Raw genomic sequence first — 15396 nt, 5'->3', positions numbered from 1 at the left:
AAACGAATACTGATCCTTGACGGGGCAATGGGCACAATGATTCAACAGGTGCCGCTTACGGGAGAGGATTTTGGCGGGGAAGAGCTTGACGGCTGTAATGAAATGCTGGTGCTTACCCGGCCCGAAGTGATACAGGACATTCATGAGAAATATCTTGAAGCAGGTGCGGATCTGATTGAGACGAACACCTTTGGCGCAACCTCGGTTGTGCTTGCCGAATATGATATTCCCCAGCGGGCGAGAGAGATTAACCTGGAGGCAGCCCGGCTGGCCCGGAACGCTGTGGATAAATACGATACGCCTGAACATCCCCGTTATGTTGTGGGTGCGATGGGGCCGACAACCAAAACGTTATCTGTTACCGGTGGGGTAACTTTTCAGGAGCTGGTCGACAGTTATGAAGAGCAGGCCATCGCTTTGATAGACGGGAAAGTGGATGTGCTGCTGCTGGAGACTTCACAGGATACACTGAACGTAAAAGCCGGAAGCATCGGCATCCGCAATGCTTTTGAGAAAACAGGCATTACACTGCCGGTGATGATTTCGGGAACGATTGAGCCTATGGGGACGACACTGGCCGGCCAGAATATTGAAGCCTTTTACATCTCGCTGGAACATTTGAAGCCGATCTCTGTCGGGCTGAACTGCGCAACAGGACCGGAGTTCATGCGTGATCACATCCGCTCCTTGTCGGCAATATCGTCGGCCGCGATCAGCTGCTACCCCAATGCAGGGCTGCCGGATGAGAACGGGCATTATCATGAGTCGCCGGACTCTCTGGCCCGCAAGCTTGCCGGCTTTGCCGAGAAGGGCTGGCTGAACATTGCCGGAGGCTGCTGCGGAACCACACCTGATCATATCCGTGCCATGGCAGAAGCGCTCACGGTTTATCCTCCCCGCCAATTGGACGGTAATCATCCGCCTGCATTATCCGGTATAGACCCGGTTTATATCGAGAATGACAACCGCCCTTATATGGTAGGGGAACGCACCAATGTGCTCGGTTCGCGGAAGTTCAAGCGTCTGATTGTGGAAGGCAAATACGAGGAAGCTTCGGAAATTGCCCGGGCCCAGGTGAAGAGCGGGGCGCAGGTTATCGATGTCTGCGTGCAGGACCCGGACCGTGATGAGAGCGAAGATATCAAACAGTTCCTGGAACTGGTCGTCAAAAAGGTGAAGGTTCCTTTGATGATCGACACCACCGATCCCAAAGTCATTGACCTGGCACTGCAATACTCCCAGGGCAAGGCGATAATTAACTCCATTAACCTTGAAGATGGCGAAGAGAAATTCGAGCTGGTCACACCGCTGATTCACAAATACGGTGCAGCGATTGTTGTCGGCACCATCGATGAATCCGGGCAGGCAATCAAAGCCAATGACAAGCTGGAGGTTGCCAAACGCTCTTATGATCTGCTGGTCAACAAGTACGGGCTTGCGCCGGAGGACCTGATCTTCGATACCCTGGTATTTCCGGTAGGGACAGGCGATGAGCAGTATATCGGCTCTGCCAAGGAGACGATCGACGGTATCCGACTGATCAAAGAAGCGCTTCCTTCCGTTCATACCATTCTCGGGATCAGCAACGTTTCGTTTGGTCTTCCGGAGGCCGGGCGTGAAGTTCTGAATTCGGTATTCCTCTATGAGTGCACTAAGGCTGGACTAGACTATGCCATTGTCAATACGGAGAAGGTGGAGCGTTATGCCTCCATTCCGGAAGAGGAACGGCATTTGGCAGAGCAGCTGATTTATAATACGAATGATGACACCCTCGCGGCATTTGTCGCTGCATTCCGTGAGAAAAAAGTGGAGAAGAAGGAGAAGATTTCGAATCTCTCCCTCGAAGAACGGCTCGCTTCTTATGTTGTTGAAGGAACCAAAGAAGGCCTCATTCCTGATCTCAACGAAGCGCTGACCAAAAACGGCCCGCTGGAGATCATTAATGGTCCGCTGATGGCGGGGATGTCAGAGGTCGGCCGGCTGTTCAATAATAATGAGCTGATTGTCGCAGAAGTGCTGCAAAGCGCTGAAGTGATGAAGGCCTCTGTAGCCCATCTGGAGCAGTTTATGAAGAAGGACGAGTCTTCCGTCAAAGGCAAAATCATGCTGGCGACCGTTAAGGGAGATGTCCATGATATCGGTAAAAACCTTGTGGAGATTATTCTCTCCAACAATGGTTACCAGATCGTAAATCTGGGTATAAAAGTACCACCTGAAAGTATCATTGAAGCCTTCCGGCGGGAAAAAGCCGATGCCATCGGCCTCTCGGGCCTGCTGGTGAAATCCGCCCAGCAGATGGTGCTCACCGCACAGGATTTGCGTTCTGCAGGGATTGATGTACCGATCATGGTGGGCGGCGCCGCCCTGACCCGTAAGTTTACCAAGACCCGTATCCGGCCTGAATACGACGGGATGGTACTGTATGCCAAGGATGCCATGGACGGCCTGGATATTGCCAACCGGCTGATGAATCCGGCAGAACGCGCCAAGCTGGAGGAGGAAATCCGCCTGGAAGCAGAGACAGCGGCAGCAGCGGCTCCGAAGCAGGAGCTGCCTGTGCTGACCCGTGCAGTCCGTTCCAAGATTTCAGCGGATGCGCCAGTATATATTCCGCCTGATACCGAACGCCATGTCCTGCGTAACTACCCGCTGGGGCATATCATTCCTTATGTGAACATGCAGATGCTCCTGGGCCATCATCTCGGTCTTCGCGGTTCTGTGGAGGCCCAGCTCGCAGCAGGCGATCCCCGTACCGTGGAGCTGAAGAATACCGTTGATGATCTTCTGCATCAGGCGATGCTTAATGGCACAATCACGCCTCATGCGATGTACCAGTTCTTCCCGGCACAATCGCAGGGGAACGATATTCTGATCTACGATCCGAAGGATACGTCCAAAATTCTGCATACCTATACCTTCCCGCGGCAGAATGTGGAGCCTTATCTCTGCCTTGCTGATTTCCTGAAGCCTGTGGAGAGCGGGATTATGGATTATGTAGGATTCCTGGTGGTAACAGCTGGACATGGGGTCCGTGAGCTGTCGACCGAGCTGAAGGATAAAGGTGATTACCTCCGCTCCCATGCCCTGCAGGCTGTAGCGCTGGAAGTAGCGGAAGGTCTGGCCGAGCGGGTGCATCATATGATGCGCGACACCTGGGGCTTCCCGGACCCTGCGGACATGACCATGAAGCAGAGACATGGAGCACGTTATCAGGGAATCCGCGTGTCATTCGGTTATCCGGCTTGTCCGGATCTGGAGGACCAGGGGCCGCTGTTCAAGCTCCTCTCCCCGGAGGACATCGGCGTACATCTTACCGAAGGGTTCATGATGGAGCCGGAAGCCTCGGTATCGGCCATGGTCTTTGCCCATCCGGAAGCACAGTACTTTAATGTTGAAAAAATGTAGCCTGTACCGACTATAGAGCCCGGTCAGAAGGAGCTGTACTCCTTCTCCGCGGAACCTCCCGTAACCGGGAGGTTTTTTGCTGGTACACAGGAATAACGGTTCTGTCACATCTGAAAGATGATTTCACTGCCCAAAAGAGGTAGAATTCATTTCATAGTGTCAGCAAGAAGAGAGGAGGCGTCTTATGGAAATATACTTTTTGGGAACCAATGCGGGCGTGCCCACGATTCAGCGTAATGTTACTTCAGTTGCGCTTAGGCTGCTGGAGGAACGCCGCAGCTTCTGGATGTTCGACTGCGGCGAAGGCACGCAGCATCAGGTGCTGCGTTCTCCGCTGCGGCTGGGCAAGCTGGAGAAGCTGTTTATAACCCATCTGCACGGTGACCACCTGTTCGGATTGCCGGGGCTGCTGTCCAGCCGTGGATACCAGGGCGGTACAGCACCGCTGACGGTGTATGGCCCTCCCGGGTTAAAAGCTTATCTGGACATTTCGCTGTCGGTAAGCCAGTCCCGGATTCCCTACAAGCTTGATATTGTAGAGCATACTGGAGGTCTGATTTTTGAAGATGACAGCTTTAAGGTGGAGGCCGGCCTGCTCGAGCACCGGATCGACAGCTATGGCTACAGGGTTACGGAGAAGGACAGTCCCGGAAGCCTGAATACGGAGCTGCTTATGAAGTTTGGGCTGAAACCGGGACCGCTGTACGGCAAGCTGAAGAAGGGTGAGGATGTCACCACAGAAAACGGGACAGTCATCCATGCAGCGGATGTTATTAACGAGCCTAAAAAGGGACGCATCGTGACGGTTCTGGGGGATACCAGGCCATGTGCAGGAACCTTGCCGCTGGCACAAGGAGCGGATCTCATTATTCATGAGGCTACCTTTGCCCATGACTTGTCCGAAATGGCTTATCAGTATCACCACAGTACGGCCAGGCAGGCAGCTGAGCTGGCACGTGAGGCAGAAGGGCGCGAATTGCTGCTGACCCACTTCAGTTCACGTTATGTATCACAGGAGGAGCTTGCCCCACTGCTGGAAGAGGCCCAGGCTGTCTTTCCGAATACACTGCTTGCCGAAGAGTTTTGTACCTTCCCGGTACACCGCAGACGCTCATAAATACAGGGAAATGCCCCGGGAAATGCATGGGGGAATCAAATTATTTTCCGGGAAAGCGCAGGAAATGACAGGGCGGCGGCAAAAAAGCCCTTCTGCAGCAGTGGTTCGATATCATTCGACGAAGTGTGTTAATTTTGAAGTATATGATCTTTAAAAAGTGTACGAAGCAGTAGGGAAAATGCCGAAAAAGTGTGCTTGGGCCTTAACTGGCGTGGAGCAGCCGGAATAAAATCCGGGTTCCATTTACAACCTTAATAATTAACAACATGAATGACTTTGGAGGAGGAGCTATGAAAGATATTGGAGGCTTGCTGATTGATCTGGATGGTACTTTGTTCCATGGCGGAGTGATGATCCCCGGTGCGGATAAGCTAATAGCAGGCTTGCGGCAGGCGGGCATTCCTTTTCTGTTTGTTACGAACAATTCGTCACGGACTCCTGCAAGTGTAGCTGCCCATTTAAGCGGTATGGGAATTGACGCCAAGGCGGAAGAGGTCTGCACCTCCTCGCTGGCGGCAGCGCGTTATATCGCCGGAGAATTGCCGGAGGCAAGGGTGGCGATACTGGGAGAAGAAGGGCTGATCCAGGCCTGTTCTGAGGCGGGACTGAGCATTGTTACGGAATCACCGCAGTATGTTGTGCAGGGGATTGACCGTTCCTTTACATACGAGTCACTGGCCCGGGTCTCCCGCTGGATCCAGGAAGGTGCCAAGTTCGTGCTGACCAATCCTGATCTGATGCTGCCTTCCGATGATGGCGTCATGCCGGGAGCAGGGTCGCTGGGAGCTGCAATTGAAGCCGCAAGCGGAGTGTCTCCGGTTGTTATCGGGAAGCCGGAATCACATCTGATCACGTATGCTACGGCTGTACTTGGCATTACGCCTGAGGAAGCTGTGGTGGTCGGTGATAATATGCGTACAGACATCTCTGCGGGCAAAAACGCCGGCTGCCGGACGATCCTGACACTGACCGGACTGACTACAAGAGACAATTATGAGCATTACCGGAGCATCACCGGCGTCACACCTGATGAAATATATACTGATTTAGCTGAACTAATGGTGATGCTCGGTGTATAATGTCAGAGGTATGACCATTTTACCAACCTAGAAGGGACGATTTTATTATGCCGGAACTGCCGGAAATGGAGAATTACCGGAAGCTGCTGAGTCAGCATCTTATAAATGTACCGATTACGGGCGTGACCGTAAACAGAGAAAAAACAATCAATATGGGGACAGAGGCATTCGTTAATGCGCTGGTCGGAGCACGGATCGTATTTGTGGAGCGCCGGGCCAAGCATATTCTGTTCCATCTTCACGACGGACGGAGACTGCTCCTGCATCTGATGCTGGGGGGATTGCTGTTCTACGGGACAGAAGAAGAGCGCCCGGAGCGTACAACCCAGGTCGAGCTCGTCTTTGGCGACCGGATCCTGTATTTTATGGGCCTGCGCCTCGGGTATCTGCATCTTCTGTCTGTAAAAGAAAGTGAAGCCGCGATGGGCAAGCTGGGTCCCGAGCTTCTCGACCGCAGAATGACGCCTGACCGGTTCGCCCAGCTGCTTAAAGGCCGGCGCGGTGCGCTGAAGAGCCTGCTGGTCAATCAGCAGGTCATGGCCGGAATCGGCAACTGCTACGCAGACGAGATCGCTTTTGAAGCAAGGCTTCTTCCATCAGCACAGGTTCAGAACCTGTCCGAAGAAGCGGTAGTCCGGCTGTACGACAGTGTACGCAAGGTCCTGACCGAAGCGACGGAAATCGGCGGCTATATGGAAATGCCGTTCATGGCTGGTGATACAATTACCGGCTCATACAATGACCAATGTAAAGTATATGACCGTGAAGGCGAGCCTTGTCTGCGCGGCGGGGGAAATATTGTCAAGATCGAGCTGTCCGGACGCAAGGTGTTTTATTGCCCGGATTGCCAGCATGAGGCATAGCATTTACGTAGGCGCTCATGTCAGCACGCGCGGCGGATTCCGGCAGGCAGCCCGGTCCGCCTGGGAGAGCGGTGCGACATGTTTTCAGTATTTTCCGAAAAATCCCCGCAGCCTGGCCCTGAAATCGCTGAATGTCAGGGATGCAGCGGAATGTGCCGCCTTCAGCCGGGAGAAGGGGATGGTCTCGATTGCCCATACGCCTTATCCGACCAATATGGCGGCAGGAACAGAAGGATTATCACCGCGCCGGCATATGGTAGCTTCCCTGCTGAATGACCTGGAAATTGCCGAGGCCTGCGGTTCGCTGGGGATCGTTGTGCATTTTGGCCACTTTGCCGGCATGGAGCCGTTACAAGGATATCAAAATATTATACAATGTATGAATGAAACGCTGGATGCCTGGGATGGAGCGGCCAAGCTGCTGATCGAGAATATGGCCGGCAACCGCGGAAGTGAAGGCATGACGCTGGAAGAGCTGGTCAAGGTCCGTGAGCTGTGCCGTTATCCTGGCAAAGTCGGGTTCTGCTTTGATACCTGCCATGCTTATGCCGCCGGCATCTGGAATCCTCAGGATACAGGGGCGCTGCTGAAGCGCGGAACCGAGCTGGATTATTGGCCGCATCTGGCCGCTGTACATCTCAATGACTCCCTATATGCTTTTGGTTCACGCCGTGACAGGCATGCGCGTATTGGTGAGGGGCATATTGGTGAAGAAAGTCTGCGGGAACTGCTGACATCAGAGCCTTTCCGCGGCAGGGCTGTGGCCATGGAAACGGAGAAAGATGCTGACGGGACCCACGGCCAGGAGATGGCTATGGTTCGCAAATGGTTTTGAAGCGGAGGATCGGCATTGATTAATGTATTTATGGACGACCTCAGAAAACATCCGCAGGGATTCACGCTGGCCCGGACTACAGAGGAATGTCTGCTGCTGCTGCGGGAATGCGAGGTTGGCATCTTATCTCTGGATTATGATATGGGGCCGGGCGATTACAGCGGGAAGGAAGTTGCTGCGAGGATTGTGCTGGAGCAGCTGTTCCCCCGTGAAATTTATCTGCATACCTCAAGCGCCAGTGGGCGCAGGAAAATGTATGAGATCTTGTATGCGGGTCTTCCTGCGGACACGGAGCTGCATAATGGTCCACTCAGCGCCGGAAGACTTGCTGAAATAGCGTCAGGGGCGAAGCGGAATGACTGAAATCGTGGAAATGAATCAAGCGGAATTACAGAATAAGCTGGAAAGTAAAGGGCGGCCTTTTGCAGCTTTCCTGTACACACCGCTGTGCGGGACCTGCAAGGCGGCAAGACGGATGCTGGAGGTAGCCGCGCATTTGCTGCCAGAGGAACTGGATTTAGGTTCAGCGAACGTGAATATGCTGCCGGACATCGTGAACCGGTTCCGTGTTTCAAGTGTACCTGCACTGCTGGTAGTCCCGGCAGAACGCGGAAGCGAACCGGAGATTTACTATTCTATGGGCTCTGTTGAAAGGGTGCTGGAATACATAAGGAGAGTGACTTCATAATGATATCATTACAACATCTTACCCTGCGCAGGGAACAAAGCCTGATTCTTGATGATGTATCCCTGGAAATGAAGCCTGGTGAAAACTGGGTGGTGCTGGGCCGTAACGGTTCAGGGAAAACAACGATTCTGGAAATGATGACCGGTTACCTGTTCCCGAGCAGCGGGTCGGTCGAAGTGCTCGGGTATAAATACGGACAATGCGATCTGCGCGAAGTCCGCAAGGAGATCGGGTATATCGGGCCGTCTCTCATGGAGAAGCTGTCGCTTAGTGATCCGGTATGGGAAGTGGTTGCAACCGGAGCCTATGCTTATCTCCGTTTCTACCAGGCTATACCTGAAGAAGTGAAGCAGCAGGCTGTCAAGCTGCTTGAAGATATGAATCTCGGCGGGCTTGCCTATCACCCCTTCGGCACATTGTCACAGGGCGAACGCAAAAAAGCAATGCTGGCGCGCTGCCTGATCGCTGAGCCGAAGCTGCTGATTATGGACGAGCCGTGTGCCGGCCTTGACCTGTATGAGCGCGAGAAAATGCTGGCGGAGATCGACAAGCTGAGACAGCGCAATGTCAATGTTGTCTATGTAACGCACCATGTGGAGGAAATTGTGCCGCTGTTTACGCACGTGGCACTGATCAAAGGCGGCAAACTGGCCGGTGCCGGGCCCAAAGAAGAAGTATTAACTGATGATATGATCATGGCTACCTTCGACATTCCAGCCCATATTGAATGGGACAGCGGTCGCCCCTGGATTAAAATCAGACCTGGAGGCAATTGATTTGAACGATTTTAGAGAAGATAACGGGGAGCAGGCCACTGCTCCTGAGACAAAAACCTATTCAAGATATATCTGTACAGCTAACCACGGCTTTGCTCCTTATGCCCAGGAAGAGCTCCGGCGTCTGTTCGGTGCCGTCAAAAGTACGCTGCTGCTGCCGGGCGAAGTCTTCCTGGCGACGCTTGAGGCAGAGCCGGAAGAGGTGACACGGCTGCTGAGTCAGAACCTGCCGGTATTTCTGCGCCATATTCAGCCAGTCCAGTTCCAGGATCAGGGCGACATGTCCGCACTGGAACGCCTTGCGGTCTATTTAAGCCGCCGCCAGGAGCTGGAGGGTGCGAAAATATCGCTGCATGTCCGCAAAGGGCAAGCCTCCTTCTGGCAGGACAGTCCCGGGGAGCTGCGGGAATGGCTGCAGGAGCGGCTCGGGAGTCTTGAAGCAGAGTTTACTGTACAGGACCCGGCCTGGGTTATTTCTGTATATGCAGATCGAGATGCGCTGTATGCCGGTGTATCCCGGCCCGAAGAAAACCTGTCAAGCTGGAACGGCGGGATGATCCGTTTCCGGAAAGAGGACGGCCAAATCTCACGCGCCAAGTTTAAGCTGATGGAGGCCGAGAAGGAATTCGCCATTCCATTTGCAGGCTTCCGTAATGCTGTGGATATCGGCGCTTCTCCGGGCGGCTGGACCTCTTTTCTGCTGGAACGCGGCCTGAAGGTCACCGCAGTTGATCCCGCGCTCATGCATGAGTCACTCCGCAAGCATCCCGCGCTGAAAATTCTGCGCAAAAATGCCGGTGAAGTAAAATTCCGCGAGAATGAATTTGATCTGCTGGTCTGCGATATGAGCTGGAGCCCGAAGCTGATGGCGAAGCTCGTTACAGGCCTGCTTCCGAGTCTTGCACCCGGAGGAACAGCGGTGGTTACAGTCAAGCTGATGCATAAGAAGCCGATGGCTGTGATCAAGGAGATTATCGCCATGTTCGAAGGTGAACGGATGCAGATACAGCGGGCGAAGCAGCTGTTTCACAACCGGGACGAGATCACACTTTATATGATTAAGTATTAAGCAACTGAATAATATGTTAGCAGATCGAAGAGGGAAAGCATCCCGCTCAGCATGCTGCCGGTTATCCGGCGGTTTTAGCTTGGGCGGCGGAGCTTTCTCTCTTTTATTTTTATTGGTACAAGGAGGAATTATGGATGAAATTCCAATCGAAGCTTGCAGCAGGACATATTCTTGGCGGAAGATACATCATTACAGGGTTGATCGGCTCAGGGGGGATGGGCCATGTTTATCTGGCGGAAGATCTGCGGCTGAAAGGCAAACGCTGGGCGGTTAAAGAAGGCATGCAGCTTGAAGGAGGTTATGGAGATCTGCAAGCGGAGGCAGAGCTGCTGCTGTCGCTCAACCACCGTCTGCTTCCGGGTGTGGCAGATTTTTTTGCTCCGGATGAAGCGGGATATTGTTATTTGGTGATCGATTACATTGACGGAATCAGCCTGGCGCAATATATGGCTGGCCACCCTGAGCCTATAGAAGGGGAAAAGATTATAAGCTATGCGAGACAGCTGCTTGAAGTATTGGAGTATTTGCACGGTCTTCATCCGCCGCTCATTTACCGGGATTTGAAGCCGGGTAATGTGATGCTGACCGGTCCCGATGAGCTGAGGCTGATTGATTTCGGCATTGCGAGAAGTTACAGAAGCGGTTCAGCAGAGGATACAGAGAAGCTGGGGACGGTCGGTTTTGCGGCACCGGAACAGTACGGCAGAGGACAAAGCGGGCCGGCCTCTGATCTCTACGGATTGGGAGCACTGCTGCTGTATATGTCTTCTGGAGGACGGTACAGCAGCTGGCAGCCGGGAATGGAAAACCTGTTGCGCGGAAGAATACCGGAGGCGCTGAATCCTGTCATCCGCAGGCTGCTCCGCCATCACCCGGAGGAACGCTACCAGAGCGCAGCAGAAGTAATGCTGGCACTGGATGCAGCTGCATCTTTTAAGAAACAGGAATGGCGCGGAAGACTTGAAGCTTATCCCGGACGGTCCGAAGCAGTTGTCATTGCACTGCTCGGTACGGCGCCCGGTCTTGGAACGACACATACCTCGCTGGCTGTTAGCCATGCGCTGGCACGTAAAGGGTTGACCGCCTGGATAGATTTCAGTCCTGAGGCAGTGGTGTACGAACGCATGCGAAATGTGCTGCAAGGCGTTACAGACAGCGGAAGGTTCAGTGGCGGGACTGCTACCCGTATGGAATGGAGGGGCATTCATTTTTGGAAGAGACCTCCTCACGGGAGTATACCCGATTTGCCCGGAAGCCTGGATTACGCCTATATCGTTCTCGACCTCGGTTACGGGAGCGATCCGGAGAAGCTGAAAATGTTCGCGGACAGTGAACTTCCGGTGCTTATCGCCTCGGGAGCCGACTGGCGGCTTGAGGAGACTTTGCAATGGCTGCAGCGCAGCCGTCTGACACCACAGGATAAGTGGCGGATTTGTCTGCCTTTTGCCGGAGACTCAGCAGCAGCCCTGCTCGAAGAAGGACTCGGTATGATGAACGGCCGGGTTTGCAGCCTGCCGGTCCAGCATGACCCTTTTCTCAGCAAGGGAAAACTGGCAGTTGCAGTTAAAGCCCTGCTCGCAGACATACCAAGACCGGCGGTTCCTGGAAAACGAATTGGATTTTTTCAGAAAAAATCATAAAAACAGTGTTTGAATTACATTCTTCGTTCATTTTCGCTCATATTCCTGTTTTGCGATCTGATTTTATGATAAAATGGGCGTTATATGTACTGACATGATGTGCCTTACGTTACAAATAGACAGGAGTTATATAGAGAATTATGAGTTTACTTACAGTAGAAGATGTATCCCACAACTTTGGAGAACGGCAGCTGTTCAAGAATGTAAATTTCCGGCTGCTGCCCGGCGAGCATGTGGGACTGGTGGGTGCGAATGGCGTAGGCAAGTCGACGCTGATGAATATTTTGACCGGAACACTGCTTAAGGATAGCGGTAAAGTGGAATGGACGCCCCGGGTACGTTACGGATATCTTGACCAGCATACCATTCTGACACCGGGGAAGACCATCCGGGATGTATTGAAGGACGCATTCCTGCCGCTGCTGGAGCTGGAGAATGAGATGATGGCGATTACCGGTAAAATGGGCGATGCCTCACCCGAAGAGCTGGAGCAGCTGCTTGAACAGATGGGTGAAATTCAGGAGCAGCTGGATATCGGTGATTTTTATCTGATCGATGTCAAAGTAGAGGAAATGAGCAACGGGCTCGGCTTATCAGCTATCGGACTGGACCGTGACGTCTCCTCCTTAAGCGGGGGACAGCGCACCAAGGTTCTGCTGGCCAAGCTGCTGCTGGAAAAGCCGAACGTTCTGCTGCTGGATGAGCCTACCAACTATCTGGACGTAGAGCATATCGACTGGCTTACCCATTATCTGAAGCAGTATCCTTATGCATTTATGCTGATTTCCCATGATACAGAGTTTATGAACAAGGTCGTAGACGTTGTGTATCATCTGGAATTTGCCAAGCTGACCCGCTATACGGCCAATTATGAGAAATTCCTGGATATGGCCGAAATGAATAAAAATCAGCATATCGATGCTTACGAGAAGCAGCGGGAATACATCAAAAAACAAGAAGAATTCATCCAGAAAAACAAAGCGCGTGCATCCACATCGGGCCGGGCCAAAAGCCGTGAGAAGCAGCTGGGACGCATGGAGCTGATTGACCGGCCGGAGGAAGCGGCAAAGCCGACATTTTCGTTCAAAGAGAGCCGTTCGAGCGGTAAAACGGTCTTTGAGGGTATCGATTTCGAGATCGGTTATGACCGCCCGCTGCTGCCCAAGCTGAATATGACAATTGAACGCGGTGACAAAATAGCCATAGTAGGGTATAACGGTGTCGGTAAATCCACATTGCTCAAAACAATTCTTGGTGTCATCCCCCCGCTCAGCGGTAAAACGTATCTGGGTGACTACCTGAATCCGGCTTATTTCCAGCAGGAGGTCAAAGCCGCCAATATAACGCCGATTGAAGATGTGTGGAATGAATTTTCCGGTCTGACCCAGAATGAGGTGCGCGGGCATCTGGCCCGCTGCGGTCTCAAAAATGAGCATATCACCCGTCCGCTGAATATGCTGAGCGGCGGCGAGCAGGCAAAGGTGCGGCTATGCAAGCTGATGATGCGCGAGAGCAACTGGATTTTGTTCGATGAACCGACCAATCACCTTGATGTTACGGCCAAAGCTGAACTGAAGCGTGCGCTGCAGGAATACAAAGGCACGATTCTGCTGGTCTCCCACGAACCTGAATTCTATGACGGCCTGGTCACGAAGATCTGGAATGTAGAGCAGTGGTCGGCTCAAAAAGTATAAGGAGGTGCCGAGAGATGGGGAATAATGACCGGAACGGCCGGTATTCGCGGCAGGTCCGTTTTACGCCTTTTGGGGAGGAGGGGCAGCAGGGGCTGTCGTGCTCCAGTGTGCTGATTGTAGGAGCCGGTGCGCTCGGCACGGGCATTGCCGAGACACTGGCCCGCTGCGGAGTGGGACGGATTATTCTTGCCGACCGGGATTATGTAGAGTGGAGCAATCTGCAGCGCCAGCAGCTGTATACAGAAGAGGATGCGGTCCGGCGTCTCCCGAAGGCTGCGGCTGCCAAAGCAAGGCTTGAGCAGGTCAATTCGGAAATCATGATTGAAGCCCATGTGATGGATGTCAGGGCCGAAGAGCTGGAGATTCTGCTGTCAGACGTGGATCTTATCATGGACGGCACAGACAATTTCGATACCCGGCTGATCATCAATGATCTCGCCCAAAAACATCGTATCCCCTGGATCTACGGCGCTTGTGTTGGAAGCTATGGCATTACATACACCATTTTGCCTGGTGAGACGCCTTGTCTGAACTGTCTGCTGGGAACCATCCCTCTGGGCGGAGATACCTGTGATACAGCCGGGATTTTGCCTCAGGCAGTGCAGCTTGTGACCGCCAATGGAACTGCAGAGGCGATCAAGCTGCTGGGAGGACGGCGGGAGCATCTGCGCAGCAAGCTGCTGTCCTTCGATGTATGGCGGAATGAACATCAGGAGATCGGGGTAAAAGCAGCCAAAAAGGAGGATTGCCCATCCTGCGGCTTACGTCCTGTATATCCTTATCTTTCAGCAGCCAATACGGAGCGCAGTGATGTGCTCTGCGGCAGAGATACGGTGCAGATCCGGCCGGCAGGGCGGCAGCAGCTGAACCTGGAAGAAACGGCAGCAAGACTGTCCAGGCTTGGAGCCGGCAAAGTGGAGCGCAACCCCTATCTGGTTTCATTCACGGAAGAGCCGTACCGTATGGTCGTTTTTGCGGATGGACGGGCCCTGATTCATGGAACGAATGAGATTGCAGCCGCCCGGAGCTTTTATCACCGTTATTTCGGATAATATCTGAAGGGGGAGTTACAATGAACAACGGAACAATCAGGCATATGGCGATTTTTACTTTAAAGCATCCTGCGGGCTCAGCGGAGGCTGAGAAATTTCTGCAGGACGGAGTGCGGATTCTGAGCAATATACCGGCAGTGAACAATTTTGAGGTGCTGCGCCAGATTAGTGCCAAATGTGATTTTGAGTATGGGTTTTCGATGGAATTTACAGATCAGGCTGCATATGACGCCTATAACAATCATCCGGACCATCAGGCGTTTGTCTCCGAGCGCTGGGATACTGAGGTAGCGGGATTTCAGGAAATCGATTTGATGAAATAATCCGGTTCATTCTCATAATGATAACATGGACAAATAGGCCGTTCCCCGGGAATGGTCTTTTTGTTTTGCGGGAAATCTAATGATGAAGCGGCAGAGGGAAAACGCTGCAGTTAGAGCTGACTGGATGCGGGGGATGTACATGAACGAGGCTGTCGTGTGGTATAGTTCACAGCGTGCGGATGAAGAACAGGCCCGGTTGATTACCGGCGTATTTGATGAGCTGGGTCTGCAGACGGCAAAAAGCGAAGATCCCGGGGATCTTCGCTTACTGCTGACCGGAGTGGAGCCATTACTTATGCTTGCGGAGCTGAATAATATCAGTGAATGGGCGGGGTGGGGCATCATTTCGGAGATGAGGGAGCAGGGGATGTTTTTTCCGGTGATGGTTGTAGCCGCAGGCAGGGAGGAACGGGTAATTGTAGAAGCCTTTGAAAATGGCGGAAATGAGTATATGAGCAGCCCATTACACCGGGGGGAGTTCAAATGCAGAGTAAGAAATCTGCTCATGCTTACAGGCCGCCGCAGGGGACTTGATTCCCTGCTGAAGGTGGACGGCCTGCTGCTTGATCCGGCCCGCAGGCTGGTCAGCCGGGATGAAATCCCGCTGACACTGACTCCCAAAGAATTCGATCTGCTCTATTATCTCGCAGCGAATCTGGGACATGCCTGCCCGCGTGAGGAAATTCTAAAGCATGTGTGGGGATATCACTTTCATGCGGACACCAACGTGGTTGACGTCTATATCCGGCACATCCGGTTGAAGGTAGATAAGGGGTACCGTCATAAATTGATTCATACAGTCCGCGGAACGGGATATGTAATGAGGGCGCCGCAAGGCGGCCCCGCATTGTAAAT

The 15396-nt window shown here is 53.0% G+C and carries 14 protein-coding genes; all 14 read left to right on the top strand.

What is annotated here, in order from left to right; all coding sequences use genetic code 11:
- Nucleotides 1–27 precede the first annotated feature (27 nt).
- A complete protein-coding gene (gene metH / locus C2I18_RS28760) occupies nt 28–3405 on the top strand; it encodes a methionine synthase (RefSeq protein ID WP_481857962.1) in 3378 nt (1125 codons plus the stop codon).
- Between the two features lie 184 nt (nt 3406–3589).
- Nucleotides 3590–4522, top strand: coding sequence for a ribonuclease Z (gene rnz / locus C2I18_RS28755; RefSeq protein WP_249899101.1), 933 nt, complete (start codon nt 3590–3592; stop codon nt 4520–4522).
- A gap of 290 nt (nt 4523–4812) precedes the next feature.
- Nucleotides 4813–5601 (top strand): TIGR01457 family HAD-type hydrolase, encoded by a 789-nt coding sequence (locus C2I18_RS28750; RefSeq protein WP_249899100.1) that lies wholly within the window; start codon nt 4813–4815, stop codon nt 5599–5601.
- Between the two features lie 47 nt (nt 5602–5648).
- Nucleotides 5649–6464 carry an Fpg/Nei family DNA glycosylase gene (locus C2I18_RS28745; protein ID WP_249899099.1) on the top strand — a complete coding sequence of 272 codons (816 nt, stop codon included), beginning with the start codon at nt 5649–5651 and terminating at the stop codon, nt 6462–6464.
- The gene (locus C2I18_RS28740; protein ID WP_249899098.1) at nt 6454–7299 is read left to right on the top strand and encodes a deoxyribonuclease IV; all 846 of its coding nucleotides are present in this window, start codon (nt 6454–6456) and stop codon (nt 7297–7299) included. Before C2I18_RS28745 ends, C2I18_RS28740 begins: the two co-directional genes overlap by 11 nt.
- A gap of 18 nt (nt 7300–7317) precedes the next feature.
- Entirely contained in the window at nt 7318–7662 is a 345-nt protein-coding gene (locus C2I18_RS28735; RefSeq protein ID WP_249902286.1) for a cyclic-phosphate processing receiver domain-containing protein, read from the top strand.
- Nucleotides 7655–7987: a thioredoxin family protein gene (locus tag C2I18_RS28730; protein ID WP_249899097.1), complete on the top strand. Its 333-nt coding sequence runs from the start codon at nt 7655–7657 to the stop codon at nt 7985–7987. Before C2I18_RS28735 ends, C2I18_RS28730 begins: the two co-directional genes overlap by 8 nt.
- The gene (locus C2I18_RS28725) at nt 7987–8763 is read left to right on the top strand and encodes an ABC transporter ATP-binding protein (RefSeq protein WP_249899096.1); all 777 of its coding nucleotides are present in this window, start codon (nt 7987–7989) and stop codon (nt 8761–8763) included. The genes C2I18_RS28730 and C2I18_RS28725 overlap by 1 nt, the downstream gene beginning before the upstream one ends.
- A 1-nt stretch (nt 8764) precedes the next feature.
- Nucleotides 8765–9832 (top strand): SAM-dependent methyltransferase, encoded by a 1068-nt coding sequence (locus C2I18_RS28720; RefSeq protein WP_249899095.1) that lies wholly within the window; start codon nt 8765–8767, stop codon nt 9830–9832.
- A gap of 134 nt (nt 9833–9966) precedes the next feature.
- On the top strand, nt 9967–11472 hold the full coding sequence (locus C2I18_RS28715; RefSeq protein WP_249899094.1) for a serine/threonine protein kinase: 1506 nt from the start codon (nt 9967–9969) through the stop codon (nt 11470–11472).
- A gap of 140 nt (nt 11473–11612) precedes the next feature.
- Nucleotides 11613–13166 carry an ABC-F family ATP-binding cassette domain-containing protein gene (locus tag C2I18_RS28710; RefSeq protein WP_249899093.1) on the top strand — a complete coding sequence of 518 codons (1554 nt, stop codon included), beginning with the start codon at nt 11613–11615 and terminating at the stop codon, nt 13164–13166.
- Nucleotides 13167–13180: 14 nt separating this feature from the next.
- Nucleotides 13181–14218: a ThiF family adenylyltransferase gene (locus C2I18_RS28705; RefSeq protein WP_249899092.1), complete on the top strand. Its 1038-nt coding sequence runs from the start codon at nt 13181–13183 to the stop codon at nt 14216–14218.
- A 20-nt stretch (nt 14219–14238) separates the two neighbouring features.
- Nucleotides 14239–14541 carry a Dabb family protein gene (locus C2I18_RS28700; RefSeq protein WP_249899091.1) on the top strand — a complete coding sequence of 101 codons (303 nt, stop codon included), beginning with the start codon at nt 14239–14241 and terminating at the stop codon, nt 14539–14541.
- 79 nt (nt 14542–14620) lie between these two features.
- The gene (locus C2I18_RS28695; RefSeq protein ID WP_249899090.1) at nt 14621–15394 is read left to right on the top strand and encodes a winged helix-turn-helix domain-containing protein; all 774 of its coding nucleotides are present in this window, start codon (nt 14621–14623) and stop codon (nt 15392–15394) included.
- Nucleotides 15395–15396: the final 2 nt, after the last annotated feature.

The sequence above is a fragment of the Paenibacillus sp. PK3_47 genome (assembly GCF_023520895.1).
GTDB lineage: Bacteria > Bacillota > Bacilli > Paenibacillales > Paenibacillaceae > Paenibacillus_AQ.
This window is presented reverse-complemented; position numbering and strand designations above follow the sequence as displayed.

Bases quoted from the DNA above. Each gene is read 5' to 3' on its own strand.
- C2I18_RS28700 (WP_249899091.1), top strand. From the start codon at position 14,239: ATGAACAACGGAACAATCAGGCATATGGCGATTTTTACTTTAAAGCAT.
- C2I18_RS28705 (WP_249899092.1), top strand. From the start codon at position 13,181: ATGGGGAATAATGACCGGAACGGCCGGTATTCGCGGCAGGTCCGTTTT.
- rnz (WP_249899101.1), top strand. From the start codon at position 3,590: ATGGAAATATACTTTTTGGGAACCAATGCGGGCGTGCCCACGATTCAG.
- C2I18_RS28725 (WP_249899096.1), top strand. From the start codon at position 7,987: ATGATATCATTACAACATCTTACCCTGCGCAGGGAACAAAGCCTGATT.
- C2I18_RS28750 (WP_249899100.1), top strand. From the start codon at position 4,813: ATGAAAGATATTGGAGGCTTGCTGATTGATCTGGATGGTACTTTGTTC.
- metH (WP_481857962.1), top strand. From the start codon at position 28: ATGGGCACAATGATTCAACAGGTGCCGCTTACGGGAGAGGATTTTGGC.
- C2I18_RS28710 (WP_249899093.1), top strand. From the start codon at position 11,613: ATGAGTTTACTTACAGTAGAAGATGTATCCCACAACTTTGGAGAACGG.
- C2I18_RS28740 (WP_249899098.1), top strand. From the start codon at position 6,454: ATGAGGCATAGCATTTACGTAGGCGCTCATGTCAGCACGCGCGGCGGA.
- C2I18_RS28730 (WP_249899097.1), top strand. From the start codon at position 7,655: ATGACTGAAATCGTGGAAATGAATCAAGCGGAATTACAGAATAAGCTG.
- C2I18_RS28715 (WP_249899094.1), top strand. From the start codon at position 9,967: ATGAAATTCCAATCGAAGCTTGCAGCAGGACATATTCTTGGCGGAAGA.
- C2I18_RS28695 (WP_249899090.1), top strand. From the start codon at position 14,621: ATGATGAAGCGGCAGAGGGAAAACGCTGCAGTTAGAGCTGACTGGATG.
- C2I18_RS28745 (WP_249899099.1), top strand. From the start codon at position 5,649: ATGCCGGAACTGCCGGAAATGGAGAATTACCGGAAGCTGCTGAGTCAG.